General features: G+C 61.6%; 12 protein-coding genes. 6 read left to right on the forward strand and 6 right to left on the reverse strand.

The window, feature by feature from the left end:
* Positions 1-4 precede the first annotated feature (4 nt).
* Positions 5-1,066, reverse strand: coding sequence for a zinc-binding metallopeptidase family protein (locus tag ACZCWR_RS28430; protein WP_487305002.1), 1,062 nt, complete (start codon positions 1,064-1,066; stop codon positions 5-7).
* Positions 1,067-1,226: 160 nt separating this feature from the next.
* On the opposite strand from ACZCWR_RS28430, the gene ACZCWR_RS28435 reads away from it, so the two are divergent.
* The 3 genes from ACZCWR_RS28435 to ACZCWR_RS28445 are packed head-to-tail and all read left to right on the forward strand — an operon-like array spanning position 1,227 to position 8,254.
* Entirely contained in the window at positions 1,227-4,691 is a 3,465-nt protein-coding gene (locus tag ACZCWR_RS28435; RefSeq protein WP_487305003.1) for a transglutaminase family protein, read from the forward strand.
* Between the two features lie 42 nt (positions 4,692-4,733).
* The gene (locus ACZCWR_RS28440) at positions 4,734-7,349 is read left to right on the forward strand and encodes a circularly permuted type 2 ATP-grasp protein (RefSeq protein ID WP_487305004.1); all 2,616 of its coding nucleotides are present in this window, start codon (positions 4,734-4,736) and stop codon (positions 7,347-7,349) included.
* A complete protein-coding gene (locus tag ACZCWR_RS28445) occupies positions 7,346-8,254 on the forward strand; it encodes a transglutaminase family protein (protein WP_487305005.1) in 909 nt (302 codons plus the stop codon). The genes ACZCWR_RS28440 and ACZCWR_RS28445 overlap by 4 nt, the downstream gene beginning before the upstream one ends.
* Positions 8,255-8,292: 38 nt before the next feature.
* On the opposite strand, the gene ACZCWR_RS28450 is transcribed toward ACZCWR_RS28445, so the two are convergent.
* On the reverse strand, positions 8,293-9,147 hold the full coding sequence (locus ACZCWR_RS28450; RefSeq protein WP_487305006.1) for an oxidoreductase: 855 nt from the start codon (positions 9,145-9,147) through the stop codon (positions 8,293-8,295).
* A 334-nt stretch (positions 9,148-9,481) separates the two neighbouring features.
* Between ACZCWR_RS28450 and ACZCWR_RS28455 the strand changes: the two genes are divergently transcribed.
* Both ACZCWR_RS28455 and ACZCWR_RS28460 read left to right on the forward strand, forming a co-directional pair.
* Complete coding sequence (locus ACZCWR_RS28455) at positions 9,482-10,402, forward strand: LysR family transcriptional regulator (RefSeq protein WP_487305007.1); 921 nt, start codon at positions 9,482-9,484, stop codon at positions 10,400-10,402.
* Positions 10,403-10,508: 106 nt separating this feature from the next.
* Complete coding sequence (locus ACZCWR_RS28460; RefSeq protein WP_487305008.1) at positions 10,509-11,486, forward strand: aldo/keto reductase; 978 nt, start codon at positions 10,509-10,511, stop codon at positions 11,484-11,486.
* A gap of 9 nt (positions 11,487-11,495) precedes the next feature.
* Here ACZCWR_RS28460 and ACZCWR_RS28465 read toward each other — a convergent pair whose 3' ends face one another.
* The 4 genes from ACZCWR_RS28465 to ACZCWR_RS28480 all read right to left on the reverse strand — a co-directional run bounded on the left by ACZCWR_RS28465 (position 11,496) and on the right by ACZCWR_RS28480 (position 15,884).
* Positions 11,496-13,046 (reverse strand): phospholipase D family protein, encoded by a 1,551-nt coding sequence (locus ACZCWR_RS28465; protein WP_487305009.1) that lies wholly within the window; start codon positions 13,044-13,046, stop codon positions 11,496-11,498.
* A gap of 12 nt (positions 13,047-13,058) precedes the next feature.
* Entirely contained in the window at positions 13,059-14,411 is a 1,353-nt protein-coding gene (locus ACZCWR_RS28470) for a TAXI family TRAP transporter solute-binding subunit (protein ID WP_487305010.1), read from the reverse strand.
* Between the two features lie 132 nt (positions 14,412-14,543).
* Positions 14,544-15,356: a hypothetical protein gene (locus ACZCWR_RS28475; RefSeq protein ID WP_487305011.1), complete on the reverse strand. Its 813-nt coding sequence runs from the start codon at positions 15,354-15,356 to the stop codon at positions 14,544-14,546.
* A 105-nt stretch (positions 15,357-15,461) separates the two neighbouring features.
* Positions 15,462-15,884 (reverse strand): hypothetical protein, encoded by a 423-nt coding sequence (locus ACZCWR_RS28480; RefSeq protein ID WP_487305012.1) that lies wholly within the window; start codon positions 15,882-15,884, stop codon positions 15,462-15,464.
* A 146-nt stretch (positions 15,885-16,030) separates the two neighbouring features.
* On the opposite strand from ACZCWR_RS28480, the gene ACZCWR_RS28485 reads away from it, so the two are divergent.
* Entirely contained in the window at positions 16,031-17,176 is a 1,146-nt protein-coding gene (locus tag ACZCWR_RS28485; protein WP_487305013.1) for a peptidyl-alpha-hydroxyglycine alpha-amidating lyase family protein, read from the forward strand.
* Positions 17,177-17,179 lie beyond the last annotated feature (3 nt).

Here is a 17,179-nt window from a genome sequence, read left to right on the forward strand (position 1 = left end):
CGATTCAACGTCGTGCGGCCGCCGCCACCACGCGATGCACGAAACGCAGCTTGTCGATAACCGCCGGGGCCAGCGTGAACGGATAACCGTCCGGCATGCCAAGGCTTCGATTCAGGCTGTTCAACACGTAGGTGAGCGGGAACCAGCGTTTCATCAGATCATCGAACGAAGCGTCCTCGACAGGCGTCTGATCCGTGAGCGTGGGCTCATGCGGGCTGTCGGGCACGAGCGCGAGGCCGCAGGACACAGCGGTGTCGAGCGTATCGACGATGTGCAGATAGTGCGCCCACGTTTCCGCCCAGTCTTCCCACGGGTGCGTGGTCGCGTAGGCGCTGACGAAGTTTTCTTCCCAGTTCGGCGGCGGGCCTTCGTTGTAGTGACGATCGAGCGCGGCCTGATAGTCCTGCTGTTCGTCGCCGAAAGCGGTGCGGAACGGCGCGATGCGCGCAGTGTCGCCGATCAGGCGATCGAAGAAATAGTGCCCTGTTTCATGGCGGAAATGGCCGAGCAGCGTGCGGTAAGGCTCGTGCATGGCGGTGCGCATCTGCTCGCGATGCGCGTCGTCCGCCTCGGCGATGTTGAGCGTGATGAGGCCGTTGTCGTGGCCGGTCATTACGCCGTGACCCTGTGCATCGCCTTCCAGAAACTGGAATTCGAGGCCGCGTTCCGGATCGACCTTGCGGCTTTGCGCCGTGAGACCCAGTTCGGAGAGCGTATAGAGCAGACGGCGCTTGGCGGCTTCCAGGCGATACCAGTAAGTGCGGTTGTCGGGATTGGCGAGGTTCGGAATCGTGCTCGTGAGCTGGCACGATTCGCACAGCGTTTCGGGGGAATCGGCGGGCACCATCCAGTTGCAGACGTTCTCGACCGCGTAGTTATGACACGGTTTGAAGAACTGATCTTTGGCGAGCGGATTGAGGCTTTTCCAGCGGCCATCCGGGGTTTCTTCGAACGCGCTGACCTGTTTGATCTCGGGGACGTAGCCGAGGCGTGCGCCACAGTTCTCGCAGTGCGTGTTCTCGAAGAACACCAGTTGGTCGCAGTGGTTGCAGTGGAAGGTCTTCATCGTTGGGGCCGTAAGGGTTGATTTCAGCTTGGAGCGCGTTGGAATGGCGGAGCAAGCGCAAGCATCGTGCCGCATCGGGATGTGAATACTATGGCCGTGCGTCGAGGAGCCGTCGTCAAGGCGGAAAGCGCGCGGCGACAATTGAATAAAGGAGTGCGGTGTGTCCATTCGTGTCGCGTTGAACCATGTCACGCAGTATCGCTACGACCGTTTGGTCGGTCTCTCGCCGCAGGTGGTGCGTCTGCGCCCGGCACCGCATTGCCGCACGCCGATCGTGTCGTATTCCATGCGCGTGGAGCCTGCGGAACACTTCATCAACTGGCAGCAGGACGCGTTTTCGAATTATCAGGCGCGGCTCGTTTTTCCCGAGAAAACGCGCGAATTCAAGGTCACGGTCGATCTCGTCGCGGAAATGGCCGTCTACAATCCGTTCGACTTTTTTCTCGAACCGTCCGCCGAGAAGTTTCCCTTCGACTATGCGCCGGAATTGCGGCACGATCTCGCGCCCTACATGATCAAGCGCGAGCCGACGCCGCGCTTTGCCGCGTTCGTCGAGAGCATCGAGCGCACGCCCACGCCGACGGTGGACTTTCTGGTCGCGCTCAATCAACGCCTCGCCGACGAGATTCGCTATCTGATTCGGATGGAACCCGGTGTGCAAACACCTGAGGAAACGCTGGTGAGCGCGGCGGGCTCGTGCCGCGATTCGGGCTGGCTGCTGGTCGAAACCTTGCGCCATCTCGGACTGGCGGCGCGCTTCGTGTCCGGCTATCTCCTGCAACTCGCACCGGATACGAAGTCACTCGATGGCCCCAGCGGCACCGAAGTCGATTTCACGGACCTTCATGCGTGGTGCGAAGTATTTCTGCCGGGCGCGGGCTGGATCGGCTTCGATCCGACTTCGGGCTTGCTCGCGGGCGAGGGTCATATTCCGGTCGCCTGCACGCCGGAACCGGACAGCGCCGCACCGGTTTCGGGCGCGGTCGATAAAAGCGAAGTCGAGTTCGAACACGTCATGTCGATTACGCGCGTGCTGGAAACGCCGCGCGTGACGAAGCCCTACACCGAGGAAGACTGGCAAGCCGTCGTGCGCATGGGCGATACCGTGGATGCGCGGCTTAACGCCTCCGACGTGCGTCTGACGATGGGCGGCGAGCCGACCTACGTCTCCGTGCGCGACCGCGATGCCGCCGAGTGGAACACCGACGCACTCGGGCCGACCAAGCGCGCCTACGCCGTCTCGCTGATGGACAAGCTGCGTTCGGAGTACGGCGCGAACGGCTTCCTGCATATCGGTCAGGGCAAGTGGTATCCGGGCGAGCAACTGCCGCGCTGGGCCTTGTCGCTGTACTGGCGCGCGGACGGTCAACCGTGCTGGCACGATCCCTCGCTTTTCGCGGACGAACGCAAGCCCGCCAGCTACACCTCCGATGACGCCGCGCGGTTTATCAATCATCTCGCGGGCAAGCTCGCGCTCGATCCGCAATACGTACAGCCGGCGTATGAGGACACGTGGTACTACATGTGGCGCGAGCGTCGCCTGCCGGTGAACGTCGATCCGTTCGATTCGGAACTGGACGACGAACTGGAACGCGTCCGCCTGCGCCGCGTGTTCGATGCGGGTTTGTCGTCGGTGACCGGCTACGTCCTGCCGATTTCGCGCGGCGAAGGCCCGGCGTTGCAGCCGGGGCGTTGGGTCAGCGGCCCGTGGTTCTTCCGCGACGAGCGCATGTACCTGATTCCCGGCGATTCGCCGATGGGCTACCGCCTGCCGCTCGATTCACTGCCGTGGGTGAGCAAGAGCGATTTCCCGTATCAGCACGAACACGATCCCTTCGCGCCCACAGTCCCGCTACGCAGCGCGATTGAATTACGCATGCAATATGCAGATTTGAATGCTGAATCAAGCATGCAAAATACAAACGCCGATGCAGCCTCGCGTTACGCCGATGCCGCACGCGGTGGCGTGGATGGCACCGGATTGGGGCGCGGGTCTTTTCAAGTTCCACAGCGAGGCGAGTCCGCAAGCGAACTCACCCGCACCGCGCTGTGCGTCGAAGCCCGCGATCCGGCGCGCGCCGCCGGTCCGAAAGCCGAAACCGATGCGTTCGAAAAAACCGGCCAGACCGCGAAGCTGCTGCATGTCTTCATGCCGCCGCTGACCGCGCTCGACGACTATCTCGACCTGCTCGCCGCCGTCGAATCGACCGCCGCCGATCTCGGCATTCCCGTGATCGTCGAAGGCTATCCGCCGCCACGCGATGCGCGTCTCAAGATGCTTCAGGTCACGCCCGATCCCGGCGTGATCGAGGTGAACATTCACCCGGCATCAAACTGGAAACAACTGGTCGATAACACCGAGTTCCTCTACAACGCCGCGCACGAGTCCTATCTCAGCCCGGAAAAGTTCATGACCGACGGACGCCACACCGGCACCGGCGGCGGCAACCATTTCGTGCTCGGCGGCGCGACGCCACCCGACAGCCCGTTTTTGCGTCGTCCCGATCTGCTCGCGAGCATGATCGGTTATTGGCTGAATCATCCGTCGCTGTCGATGCTTTTTTCTGGCCTGTTCATCGGCCCGACGAGTCAGGCGCCGCGCGTGGACGAAGCACGCAACGATCAGGTCCACGAACTGGAGCTGGCCTTCGCGGAGTTGCAACATCAGCTCGATCTGCTCGGCGGACGCGAGAACGCGACCGTGCCGCCGTGGCTCATCGACCGGATTCTGCGCAATATCCTGATCGATGTGACGGGCAACACGCACCGCGCGGAGTTCTGCATCGACAAGATGTATTCGCCGGATGGTCCGACCGGCCGCCTCGGCCTGCTCGAACTGCGCGGTTTCGAAATGCCGCCGCATGCGCGCATGAGTCTCGTGCAGCAATTGCTGCTGCGTGCGCTCGTCGCGCATTTCTGGGAGAAGCCGTACACCGCGCGCCTCACGCGCTGGGGCACCGAACTGCACGATCGCTTCATGCTCGGCACGTTCGTTCAAATGGATTTCGACGATGTGCTCGCGGACTTGCGCGAAGCAGGTTTCGAATTCGAGCGAAGCTGGTTCGCGCCGCATTTTGAATTCCGTTTCCCGCTGGTGGGCGCGTGCGACAGCAACGGTATCGAACTCACCGTTCGCAATGCGCTGGAACCGTGGCACGTGATGGGCGAGGAAGGTTCGTCCGGTGGCACGGTGCGCTATGTCGATTCGTCGGTCGAACGGCTCGAAGTGCGTGCGCTCGGTCTGAACGGCAGCCGTCATATCGTGACCGTCAACGGCGTGCCAATGCCGCTGCAACCGACCGGCCGCGCGAGCGAATACGTGGCGGGCGTGCGGTTTCGCGCGTGGGCGCAATCGTCGGCGCTGCATCCGACCATCGGCGTGCATGCGCCGCTTACCTTCGATATCGTGGATACATGGACGGGCCGCGCCATCGGCGGCTGTCAGTATCACGTCGCGCATCCGGGCGGACGCAATTACCAGACATTCCCGGTGAATGCCTACGAAGCGGAAAGCCGCCGCCGCGCACGCTTCTTTGCTTCGGGCCATACACCGGGCGCGATGCCGGTGGTCAGGCGCGAGCGGAGTCTCGAATTTCCGTTCACGCTCGACCTGCGCTATCGTTGAAACGCATCCTTAATTTTGTATACATAAAACCAAGAGACAACTTTGGCGTTTCAATCGACATTGCCGTTCGACACACTCGCGCCGCGCATCGATGCGCTTGCCTTGTTGCGCGCGTTGCCGCCCCGCGAGGGACACTGGGACGAACTGCGCGATGCATCGGGCCAGTTGCGCGAGCCGTGGCGTCATTTCTTCGAGACCTTGGGCGAAGCGGGCATCGCGCGGCTCGATGAGGGCGTGGCCGCCGTCGCGCGGCAGGTGCGCGACAACGACATCACCTACAACGTTTATGCCGACAACGGCGAGCCGCGCGCGTGGTCGCTGGACCTGCTGCCGCTTGTAATCGATGAGGAGGAGTGGGCGGTCATCGAGCGCGGCGTGGCGCAGCGTGCGCGTTTGATGGAAGCCATCGTCAGCGATATTTACGGGCCACAAACGCTGCTGCATCGCGGCCTTTTGCCGAGTGCGCTGGTGTTCGGGCATCCCGGTTATCTGCGTTCGGTGAAGGGCTTCACGCCGCCGTGCGGACGCTTTCTACAGATCGTCGCGGTCGATCTGGCGCGTGCGCCATCGGGCGACTGGACGGTGATCGCGCATCGCACGGAAGCGCCTTCGGGGCTGGGCTATGCGCTGGAGAACCGGCTCATCGTCACGAGCTTGTTCGCCGATCCGTTTCGCGAGATGCGCGTGACGCGGCTGGCATCGACGTATTCCGCGCTGATCGCGACCATCGCGCAGGCCGCGCGCGCGACCATGCGCGACGATGCCGGCGAACGCCGCGACCTCTCGCACGATGCGCCGCATATCGCGCTGCTCAGTCCGGGGCCGTACAGCGAAACGTATTTTGAACACATTTTTCTGGCGCGCTATCTCGGCGTGACGCTGGTGGAAGGCAAGGACCTCACCGTGCGTCACGACAAGCTGTATCTCAAGACGCTCGAAGGTTTGTCGCGCGTGCATGCGGTGCTCAAGCGGCTCGACGATGCCTTCTGCGATCCGGTCGAATTGCGCGCGGATTCGAGCATCGGCGTGCCGGGTCTCCTGCAGGTGATGCGCGCGGGCAATGTGCTGGTATCCAATGTGCCGGGTTCGGGCTTCGCGGAATCGCCCGCGTTGAACGCGTTTTTGCCCGGCATTTCGAAGGCGCTGCTTGGCGAAAGGCTCGATCTGCCAACCGTGCGCACTTGGTGGTGCGGTGAGGATTCGGCGCGCGAGGAAGCCTTCGAAGAACTCGACTCCGCGTATCTCGCGCAGACGTGGCCGGGCGCGCAGCAGGATCGCGCACCGGGCATCGAAGCGGGCGTGCAGGATTTGGGCGAATGGCGCGAGCGTATCGAACGCGCGCCGGATGTCTTTACCGTTCAAGAGAACTTGCGGTTTTCCAGCACGCCGCGCTATCAGGACGGCACGCTCGGCTCGCGGCCTTGCGTGTTTCGCGCCTATGCGGTCGCGACCGTCGATGGCGGATGGACTGTTTTGCCCGGCGGCTTCACGCGACTTGCCGCCGACCGTCGCTCGACCGTTTCGATGCAATTCGGCGGCAGCAGCGTCGATACCTGGGTGATGTCGAGCCAGCCCGGCGGCGCGGTGCTCGTGCGTCCCGTGCCGATGAAACCCGGCGAGTTGCGCAAGCATCGCAGCGTATCGAGCCGCGCGGCGGAAAACCTCTTTTGGGCGGGCCGATACAGCGAACGCTCGGAGAACAACGTGCGGTTGTGCCGTCTGATGCTCGGCACGCTCGAAGGCAGCGACGCGGGCGATCTGTTCCCGACGCTTGCGGAACTGGCGGCGGAAAGCGGCCTGATTCCATCCATCGATTCGCTCGCGCGCAGTTCGCCTCAGGCGCTCGAACGCGCGCTCGTTGCGGGTTTGTCGGAGAGCAACCGGGGCTCGGGCATCGGCGGGAATCTGGCCGACCAGGTGCGCGCGAGCGGCGAGATACGCGACCGGCTTTCGACCGACCACTGGCGCACGATCCTCGCCTCACGCAACGATTTCCGCGACGCCCTCGCGCGCCTCGAACTCACTGCCAGTCAGCGCGACGGCCCGAATCCCGGTGCGCGCCATTACGATCGCGTCATGCTCACGAGCGCGCTCGAACATCTCGCCACGCAACTGTGCGCGGTCAGTGGTTCGCAGGGCGACCGCATGACGCGCGACGAAGCGTGGCGGCTGCTGTTCATCGGCCGGCACATCGAACGCGTCTCAACGATGTCCACCTTCCTGCGCGTGATGGCCGAACACGGCACGCTTGCGATGCCCGCAGGCTTCGACCTGTTGCTCCAGTTCTTCGACAGCACGCTGACCTATCGTTCGCTTTATCCGGGGCGGCTGGAAGTGCCCGCGTTGATCGACCTGCTCGTGGTGGACCGCACGAACCCGCGCGGACTGTACGGCGTGCATGCGCGGCTTCGAACCAAGCTCGATGAAGTCGCGGCATCGGCGGGCGGCGCGCGTCGCGGGCATTTTGCACACATCATGCAAAATGCAGATTCCTTGCCGCAGCTCGACACGCTCTGCGAAACCGACGAAGACGGCGCGTACACGCAACTCATCGCGCTGTGCGAAAAGCTGGTGGCGTCGGTCAGCGCGGCATCCAACGAAGTGAGCGCGCGCTATTTCAGCCACGCCAATACTTACGCCGCGCAGGTGTCTTCATGACCTCGGCCTACGACCGTCAGGCACACTCGACGACGCTCGCCGTCACGCATCGCACGACCTATCGCTATTCGACGCCGGTGGAGATCGCGCAGCACTTGGCGACCATCCGGCCGATGCATTGCCCGTGGCAGCAGGTGATCGCGCATACGGAACGCATCGAGCCTGCGCCTTCGTACCTGCATAGCCGCGTGGATGCGTTCGGCAACGACGTGCTGTATTTCTCGCTCGACAGTCCGCACGAACGGCTCTCGATGACGAGCGAAACCACCGTGCGTCTCACGCCGCGCTGGAAGGCGCTCGATCCCGAAGCCACGCCCGCATGGGATGAAGTCGCGGAACGGCTGCGCTATCAGGCGGGCGCGCCGTTTCTCGTGGAAAGCGAGTTCTGTTATGCGTCGCCCAACATCGCGCTGGATCAGGGCATGCGCGAATACGGACAGGAGAGTTTTGCGAAGGGCACGCCGCTGGTGGTGGGCGCCATTGATCTGATGCATCGCATTTACGCGGATTTCGACTATCGACCGTCAACTACTTCCGTCGATACGCCGGCCACCCGCGCCTTCGATCTCGGTCATGGCGTTTGTCAGGACTTCTCGCAAATCATGATCGGCTGTTTGCGCGCGCTCGGGCTTCCGGCGCGTTATGTGAGCGGCTATTTGCGCAACGATCCGCCGCCGGGGCAACCGCGTCTGATCGGCGCGGATGCCTCGCATGCATGGGTTTCGGTGCATTGCCCGCAAAGCGGATGGATCGACCTCGATCCCACCAACGACGTGCTCGCCGATCTCGATCACGTGACGCTCGCGATTGGCCGCGATTACAGCGACGTGTCGTTATTGCGCGGGATGATTCTCGGCGGCGGTTCGCATCATGTGGATGTGGGGGTGAATGTGCTTGCATTGTGACGACATCATTAAGCATGCCGTCACAATGCATTCATTATTCATTCGCCTTCGGGAAAATCCGCGCCCGCTGAAACCTTTTCCCAGCCATCGAAGTCTTTTTTCAGCGCGTCGATCTTCACGCGCGCATTGGTCAGCGCGGCCTTGCCGAGCAACAAACGCAAGGGCGGATTCTCGCTTTCCACAGCCTGAATGATGGCTTCCGCAGCGCGCACCGGGTCGCCCGGCTGCTTGCCGCTATACGTGCGGATCGTATCGGTGCGCGCCTGCGCGGTCGTTGCGTAATCGGCGATGGTGCGCGGCGCTTCGTTCGCCGAACGACCGGCCCAATCCGTGCGGAACGGTCCCGGCTCGACGAGCAGCACTTTAAGCCCGAGCGGTTCAAGCTCATGCGAAAGCGATTCCGACACCGCCTCCACCGCGAATTTCGTCGCATGATAAAAGCTCACGCCGGGGAACGCGATGATCCCGCCAATCGAAGAAACGTTCACGATGGTGCCGCTTTTCTGCTGACGCATGGATGGCAGCACCGCACGCGTCATATCGACGAGTCCCCAGAAATTGATATCCACCATCTTGCGCACTTCGTCCATCTCGCTCTCTTCGAATGAGCCGAAATAGCCGATGCCCGCATTGTTCACCAGCACGTCGATGCGTCCGAACTTTGCAAGTGCATCGCTTACCGCTGCTTTGACTTGCTCCGGTTGCGTGACGTCCAGCTTGAGCGATAAAGCGAGATCGGGATATTGCTCCGCGAGGTCTTTGATCGCATCGGGATTGCGCGCGGTGATGACCGTGGGATAGCCCAGCCCAAGCGTTTTAGCCGCAAGCTCGCGACCGAAACCGGTTGAACAACCAGTGATGAACCAGACAGGTTTGTTCGTTGAGGCGTTCATGAAGCGCATCTCCTAAGAATAAAGAAGGGACATCGACGATCAACGTTCATTGCACATCGCATTCCCACTCCCGATTCGAATTGCTCTGTCGAATAAGGATCAAAATAAATTTATACGTTTCCCTTTGACGGCAACGCAACGCTGCATGAATAATCGAGTCAGTAGCACGGGCCATTCATTCGCCCGATCGCACGCATGTTAGCAAGCGCCTTATTTGCGTGCAGGCACTCCCCTCATTCCTGATAATTGAAGCCAGCGGCATGCGTGCGCGTCCGATCACGTCGGACGTGTGCGTGCGCGCGTTTCGCATGGACGTGCCAGTTCGGAGAACTGCATGGACACGACGAGAGTTTTGAACATCTTCTTGAACGTGGCGCGCACGCAAAGCTTCAGTCAGGCGGCGCACGACACGGGTCTGACCACGCCTGCGGTGAGCCGCGCAATCGCGCAACTGGAGGACCATCTGGGTATTCGCCTTTTGCACCGCACGACACGGCGCGTCAGTCTGACCGACGAGGGCGCGCGTCTTTACGAACTCGCCGATGCCGGTCTGCGTTTGCTTGCCGAAGCGATGGACAAGACCGTTTATGCGAAACAGGCGGGCGGACTTATTCGTATTACCGCGCCGCGTTCGTTGGGTGCGAAATTGTTGGTGCCCGTCATCGCCGCCTTTAGGGAAACGCATGAGGACATTCAATTCGATCTCACACTGGACGATCACTTCACCGATATCGTCGCGCATCGCACGGATATAGGCTTTCGCGCAGGCACCGCGCCCGAGCGCAATGTCATATCACGTTCGCTCGGCGCGATGGCGCTGATCGTCTGTGCATCGTCGCAATACGTGCAACAGCATGGCATGCCGCAGCACGCGGATGATCTCGCGGTGCATCGTTGCACGGGCTTTCGTCATCCGAACACGGGACGCGTGGTGCCGTGGGAATTGCTTATCGATAACGAATTCGTGTTCAAGGAAGTCAAGGCCGTGGCGACCTTCAACGATGTCGATACGGAAGTCGCCGCGGTGCGTGCGGGGATCGGCATCGGGCAATTGCCTGATTATCTGATCGCGCGAGATATCGAAGATGGCGCGCTTGTCACTTTGCTGCCCGAATGTTCGACGAGACGGCTAGGCGTATTCATGTTTTATTCGGAGCGTGAGCGCATACCGGCGCGCGTGCGGCAATTCATCGATTACGTCATGGCGTGGCCTGAATTGCCGTTCGACCGGCGTGAGTCTTCTATGCAAGTGTGAATGGGTCCGGTACGGGGAAAGCACACATGTCGATCATGCGCTAATGTCTGGGCTTGTACGTCCACGAAAACGGCGCATGTTGTCTTCATGTAAGGAGAACCTCAAGATGGAATACGTCAAGCTCGGCTCGACCGGACTGGAAGTTTCACGCATTTGCCTTGGCTGCATGACCTTCGGCGTACCGGAACGCGGCACGCATCCATGGACGCTCGAAGAAGAACAAAGCCGGCCGATCATTCAACAGGCCTTGGATGCAGGCATCAATTTCTTCGATACGGCCAATACGTATTCGGATGGCACATCGGAAGAAATCGTGGGCCGTGCTTTGCGCGATTTCGTCAAGCGCGACGATATCGTGATCGCGACGAAAGTATTCAATCGCATGCGGCCCGGTGCGAATGGCGCGGGTCTGTCGCGCAAGGCCATTTTCAATGAGATCGATAACAGCCTGCGCCGGCTCGGCACGGATTACGTCGATCTCTATCAGATTCATCGCTGGGACTACACCACGCCTATCGAGGAAACGCTCGAAGCCCTGCACGATGTCGTGAAGGCGGGCAAGGCGCGTTATATCGGCGCGTCGTCGATGTATGCGTGGCAGTTCAGCAAATCGCTCTATACGTCGCGTGCGAATGGCTGGACCGAATTCAAGACCATGCAGAACCATTTGAATCTTTTGTATCGCGAGGAAGAGCGCGAGATGCTCCCCTTGTGCAAGGATCAGGGCATCGGCGTCATGCCGTGGAGCCCGCTTGCACGCGGCCGTCTCACGCGCGAATGGAACGCGACGAGCGAACGTCAGGAATCCGATTCGTTCGGCAGCACGCTGTATTCGACCGAGGAAGCGGATCGCGCCGTGGTGGAAGCGGTGGCCGCGGTAGCGAAGGCGCGTGGCGTGCCGCGTGCGCAGGTCGCGCTCGCATGGGTCGCGCAAAAGTCGCCGGTGACTGCGCCGATCATCGGTGCATCGAAACCGAATCATGTGACGGACGCCGCCGCCGCGTTGACATTGAATCTCACGGCGGAAGAGATCGCGCAACTCGAAGCGCCGTATGTGCCGCACGCGGTCGCCGGGTTCAAATAAGCGCGTGTTTCATAGTTGGGATTCGATCGGCAGGATGCCCAGCATCCAGATTCCTGTGCGCATCCATGCCGATGTATCCGGTTCGCTGTCGAGATCGGTTTGATAACCGTTGGCGTCGGTGTCGACCCACACCATGCGCGTGCCGCCGTCGTGTATCGGACGCAATTCGACGCGCCACGCGATGCGATCGATATTACGCCCGATGCCATCGGCCACCTGCACGGCCGCTGGCTCGCTCTCGCAATACACGCCGATTTCCGTATTGAGTTCCACCGAGCGCGGATCGAGATTCATCGAGCCGATGAAAATGCGCTTGCGGTCGAACACATACGTCTTGGCATGCAACGATGCCTTGGATGATCCGAACGCGGACTTTCTGTCTTCCTTGTCGCCATTCTCGGATGCGACTGGTTTTAGTTCGTACAGCTTCGCGCCTGCTTCGAGCAGGTCTCGCCGATAGCGCTGATAACCCGCATGCACGGCTGCGACATCCGTGGCGGCGAGTGAGTTGGTGAGCACGGTCACATGCACGCCGCGCGCGGTCATCGAACGAATCCATTCGACGCCTTCCTTGCCCGGCACGAAGTAGGGCGAGACGATCAGCATTTCATGTTCGGGCTCCAGATTCAGGGCCTTGAATTGCGACATCAGATGGCCTTGCGTGTCGCCCGGCTCGCGCGTGATCTTGGCGGGGTCGTCGTAAAGCAAGGTGGCTTTGCCCCATGAAAATGCGGTGTCCTGCGAGGCGAGCACGTCCGCCACGCGCTGACGTGCTTGCGCCACATAGGGCGATTGCTGTTCGGAGAGAAGGTAGTTGTTCAGCTTGTCGCGCCATGCGGCCAACGCGTCGGGATCAGCTTGCTTGCCCATGAGATTTTCGATGGGATAGGCGGCAGCGGAATTCCAGTACAGATCGAATGCGCTCGAGACATCTCGCACGACGGGACCATGCACGAGCACATCCAAATCGCCGAACGCTACCGTGCTCGATGCGCCGAAGTATTCGTCGCCGATATTGCGTCCACCGAGAATGGCGGCTTGATTGTCCGCGATCAACGCCTTGTTGTGCATGCGACGGTTCACGCGAAAGAACTCGGCTGCGGAGCCGAGCTTTTTAAAGGCGCGGTTCGCCACCGGATTGAAAAGCCGCACTTGCACGTTCGGATGCGACGCCACAGCCAGCAGCAGTTGATCGTTCGCATTGGTGCCAAGATCGTCGATCAGCAGGCGCACGCGCACGCCACGATCCGCCGCGCGCAATACCGATGCGGCGATCTCACTGCCGGTCAGATCGTCGTGCCAGATGTAGTACTGAAGATCGAGCGAGCGCTCGGCGGTTTCGGTGAGCAGCACGCGCGCGACGAGTGCATCGACACCATCGGGCAAGAGATGAAATGCGTTGTCGCCGGGGTGCGTGGCTTCGCCTGCGGCAAAGGTTTTGCCAAGACGGGTATCGCGCGTGTCGGTGAGCGCGTGAGTCTGCGTGCGTCCGCTTTGCGGTGGAAGACTCGCGCAGGCGCAGAGCAGTGTCGTCAGGAATAGCGCGAAAAGTTTTTTCATGGGCGCAGTGGGTTATCGCTGAAAGACGGCCGCGTCATGCTCGCGGCGCGCGTGTTCGCCGAGTCGTGAGCGGACAAAGCTCACGTGTTCACGCAGGACGTAAAGCGCATCCGTATAGGCAAGCGGTATTCGCAATGTATCGAGCGATTCCTCGATGTAATCCAGCTCGACGATCAACGCGCGCCGCTCGTCTTCGCTCTTGAGTTGCATGGCGCTGCGCTCGACCGCGATCAGCGCGCCGTAATAACGATAGATGCGCGAGCGCACGCGCCAGCGATACAGCGCGGGCACGAGCCTCAATGCAGGAAAGATCAGTACGGCCACAGGAAGCAGCAGGATGAGCGCACGGTCCGCGAGATTGGCGAGCCAGAAGGGCAGCATGCGATAGAAAAAACTCTTGCCCGAGCGGTAATAGCGGCTCGCATCTTCGCTGATGGGGTATTCATGCGCGATCGGATTCGGAAACTGTCCCGCATGTTGCAGCAAGTTGGCCTGCGCGTGAATTTCCTGCGCGGCCTCTATCAGCAGGTCCGATAGCGCGGGATGCAGGCTCGGACGCGCGACCAGTTCGACCATCGGCGCGACCAGATGCAAGGCTTCGGGCGGAACCCGGCGTCCCAGATCGAGCACGCCGGGCGGTAGTTCGATCTCGTCGAGGTAGGGGAAGATACGCGTGTAGGCTTGTGCCTCGCGGAAGTCCATCGCGGAGATGCCCGGCACGCGGTATAGCCGCAACATCAGGGCGCGCGTGGCGGAATCGCCGCTCAGAAAGACCGCGTCCACTTCGTCGCTGACGAGTTGCGTGGCCGCTTGCAAGCCATCGGTCGGCAACAGCACGGTGTCGCCGCCCGGTCCGATGCCGTTCGCCTCCAGCAGCTTGAGCGAGAGCGTGCGCGTGCCGCTTCCTTCACGTCCTATCGCAATGCGCTTGCCTTCGAGTTGCGACAACAACGTCAGCCCATGACCTCGATAGAACACGACGAGCGGCACATAAGCAATGCTGCCGAGCGAGACGAGCTTGTCGGCCTGCTCGGGCGTGGCGATGCCGCCTTGCACGAGCGCGAGATCGACATGCTGTTTATCGTCGAGCAGACGATCGAGATTCTGCACGGAGCCATCGGAAGGCAATACCTTCAACGTCACGCCGTTGCGCGAGAGAATCTTCGCGTACTCCTTGGCGAAGTAGTAGAGCGAACTGTCGGGCTGACCCGCGCTCATGGTGATGGTTCGCGGCGGCGCGGGATCGACCAGCCAGAAGATCAGCGCGATGGCGATCAGCAACGCAAGCAGGAAAGGGCCGACGGTCCACGTGACATCGTGGAGGACACTGCGCGCGTGATCCTGCGGCAGATGCGGCCGCTTCATGCGCGGCCCCGTCATGGCTGACCGGCCCAACGGCCGCTGCGGCGAGCGGGCGCTGCGAAAAAGACACGGGTCATGGCGGGCCTGTATCGAAAGCGGCGGTGATGCGAAGTGTACCGCTTTGCCGATGCCCGCTCAGACCCAATGTGCGGGGATCCACACCGTGCCGATCCAGTGGCCGGGGACATAGACTGCCGGACGCGGCGGCGGGGCCACGTAGACCGGTTTAGGGGCGACGTAGACGGTCGCGACGGGCGGCGGAGGGGGTGCGGCCACGACGACCGTGGCGGGCGGCGGAGGCGGCACCACGACCGTCGCGCTCGTTGCGCTCGTCACGACGGTGGCGCTGCCCGAAGTCACCGCCACGCCCGGCGCCACGCTCGTGGCGCTGCCCGCATGCGTGACGGTCCCGCCGTTGGCCGTGTCGATCGTGCCCGAGCGGTTGCACGTATAACCCGCGCAACTCGTGGATGCCGTGTGCGTCGACGTATTGCCGTTCGGCCCCGTCACCGTGCCCGATGACGTGTATTGCCCCGGCGCGGTACGCGAGACCGTGTCGGTGCCCGTGGCGGTCTTGCCGTTGGGTCCGGTCGCGCTGCCGGTATGCGTGCAACTCGCGTTGGCGCAGGACGTATCGCCCGAATGCTGCACTGCGCGTCCGTTGGGTCCGTAGGCGGTGCCGGAATTCGAGAACTGGCCGGGTGCCGTGCGCGTGACGGTGCCGGAGTTGGTCGCGACGCCGCCCCACGGGTTCATCACGCCACCGGCATGCGAGCACGAACCGCCGCCGCACGAACCCACGTGCGCGCTGTTGTATTCGCCGCGCCCGGTATAGGCCGTGCCGCCGCGCGCCCATCCCGCGAAGGCCGAAGTGCTCGCGAGCATGAGGGCGGCGGCGGATAGCGCTGCCAGTGCGCGGCGCGATGCAACGGTCGTTTTGCTGTTCATGGTTTTCCTCTCGGTCTTTAAGCGGGTGGCGACGAAGAGGACTATAAAAAACCGCTCGCGCAATGTCTCGCGAGAACTTATTTCATTCGATGTCACGTCTCACGTTCATTTGTCATACGAAGGCGGTTGCGGGCTATTGGCCGGATTGGTATCGAGCTTGCGAATCTCGGTGATCGCTTCGCTGGATAGCGCTTGCAGATCGGCTTCGAGTGCATCGGCCAAGGCGCGGTCATAGACTTCGTCGCCATTCACATAGAGCGTGAAGGCTTCGAGATACTTCGCTTTCTTGACGGGATTTTCGATGGTTTCGCGTGTCCATCGATAAAGCGGGTAGTGCTCCGTGCCATCGCGTTCGGCTTGCGCGACGTAATCCGCAAAGGCATCGAACTGACATTTCAGGGTGGCGTGATGACGTTCGAGCACATGCTTGAGCGCCGCGAGCACGGCATTGTCTTCATTCTTGCGCGCCATCTCCGCATAAGGCGCTGCGAGTTTCACTCTCACTTGATACTGCCATGCTTCGGTCATTGCTTTGACTCCTCGATGAATACGCTTGCTTTCAAGGCCGAAAGCCCTTTGACGATGCTAAACGCCATTTACCCTAAATGCACTAAACTGGCCATCGCCTGAGCGTATCCCATCCCTTAAGACGACGAACAAAAGGAGGGTAACCGATGAGCCTCGAACACACGATGTTCTGTTCCTGCTGCGGCGGCATGGGCAATGCAAGCCGCCGCCGTTTTCTTGCAATGGCCGCGCAGAGCACGGCCGCACTCGCGCTGTTTCCTCATCTCGCATTCGCCGACGACAGCGTGCCCGCGATTGCCTACGACTCCGTGCGCGATCCCGTGCAATTGCCGCAAAACATGTATTTCGGCGAATGCTCGGGCGTCGCGGTGAATTCGGCGGGACACGTATTCGTGCTTTCTCGCGGCAACAGCATTGGACCCGCTTATGGCGCGGCAGCGGCGCAGTTGCTCGAATTCGACCGCAACGGGCGCTTCGTTCGCGAGATCGGTCATAACCTCTATGCGTGGTCGTTCGCGCATACCGTCAAGATCGATCCGCAAGATAACATCTGGGTCACCGACAAGGGTTCGGACATGGTCATCAAGTTCACGCCGGAAGGACGCGTGGCGATGGTGTTCGGCCGCAAGCAGGAAGCCGCGGACGAAGAGACTGCACCGCTCAAGCATCCCAACCCGCCGCTGCCGTCGGAACCGGGACGCTTCAGGCAAGTGACCGATGTCGCGTGGGATACCTCGGGCAACACCTATATCAGCGATGGTTACATCAATTCGCGCGTTGGCAAGGTGGATCGCGATGGCAACTGGCTCAAGTCCTGGGGCGAGCGCGGCACGAAGCCGGGGCAGTTTCATACGCCACACAGCATCGCCGTGGATGCGAACAATCTCGTGTACGTGGCCGATCGCAGCAATCGCCGCATTCAGGTGTTCGACGGCGAAGGCAATTTCCAGCGGCAGATCACGATCGATGTACCGGTGCCGCCGGATGCGCGTCCCGCCATCGGCAACATGCCCGATGAAGCGACGATTGCTCAAGGCACGTTCGCGCCCGGTTCGCCTTGGGCCATCGCGATATCGCCGGGACCGAATCAGGTGCTCTACAGCGCGGATGCCTTTCCGGGACGCATCTACAAGCTCTCGCTCGACGGCAAGCTGCTCGGCGTGCTGGGGCAGTCAGGCAAACAGTTGAAGCAGTTCGGCTGGATTCACGAGATGGCATGTCCCGCGCCGGATACGTTGTTCGTCGCGGAGCTGTTGAACTGGCGCGTGCAAAAACTCGTATTGCATGCATGATGC

Source organism: Caballeronia sp. A2-2, from assembly GCF_057612605.2.

Coding starts and splice junctions, on each gene's coding strand:
- ACZCWR_RS28430 (WP_487305002.1), bottom strand. CDS start 1,066: ATGAAGACCTTCCACTGCAACCACTGCGACCAACTGGTGTTCTTCGAG.
- ACZCWR_RS28445 (WP_487305005.1), top strand. CDS start 7,346: ATGACCTCGGCCTACGACCGTCAGGCACACTCGACGACGCTCGCCGTC.
- ACZCWR_RS28450 (WP_487305006.1), bottom strand. CDS start 9,147: ATGAACGCCTCAACGAACAAACCTGTCTGGTTCATCACTGGTTGTTCA.
- ACZCWR_RS28455 (WP_487305007.1), top strand. CDS start 9,482: ATGGACACGACGAGAGTTTTGAACATCTTCTTGAACGTGGCGCGCACG.
- ACZCWR_RS28460 (WP_487305008.1), top strand. CDS start 10,509: ATGGAATACGTCAAGCTCGGCTCGACCGGACTGGAAGTTTCACGCATT.
- ACZCWR_RS28465 (WP_487305009.1), bottom strand. CDS start 13,046: ATGAAAAAACTTTTCGCGCTATTCCTGACGACACTGCTCTGCGCCTGC.
- ACZCWR_RS28470 (WP_487305010.1), bottom strand. CDS start 14,411: ATGAAGCGGCCGCATCTGCCGCAGGATCACGCGCGCAGTGTCCTCCAC.
- ACZCWR_RS28475 (WP_487305011.1), bottom strand. CDS start 15,356: ATGAACAGCAAAACGACCGTTGCATCGCGCCGCGCACTGGCAGCGCTA.
- ACZCWR_RS28480 (WP_487305012.1), bottom strand. CDS start 15,884: ATGACCGAAGCATGGCAGTATCAAGTGAGAGTGAAACTCGCAGCGCCT.
- ACZCWR_RS28485 (WP_487305013.1), top strand. CDS start 16,031: ATGAGCCTCGAACACACGATGTTCTGTTCCTGCTGCGGCGGCATGGGC.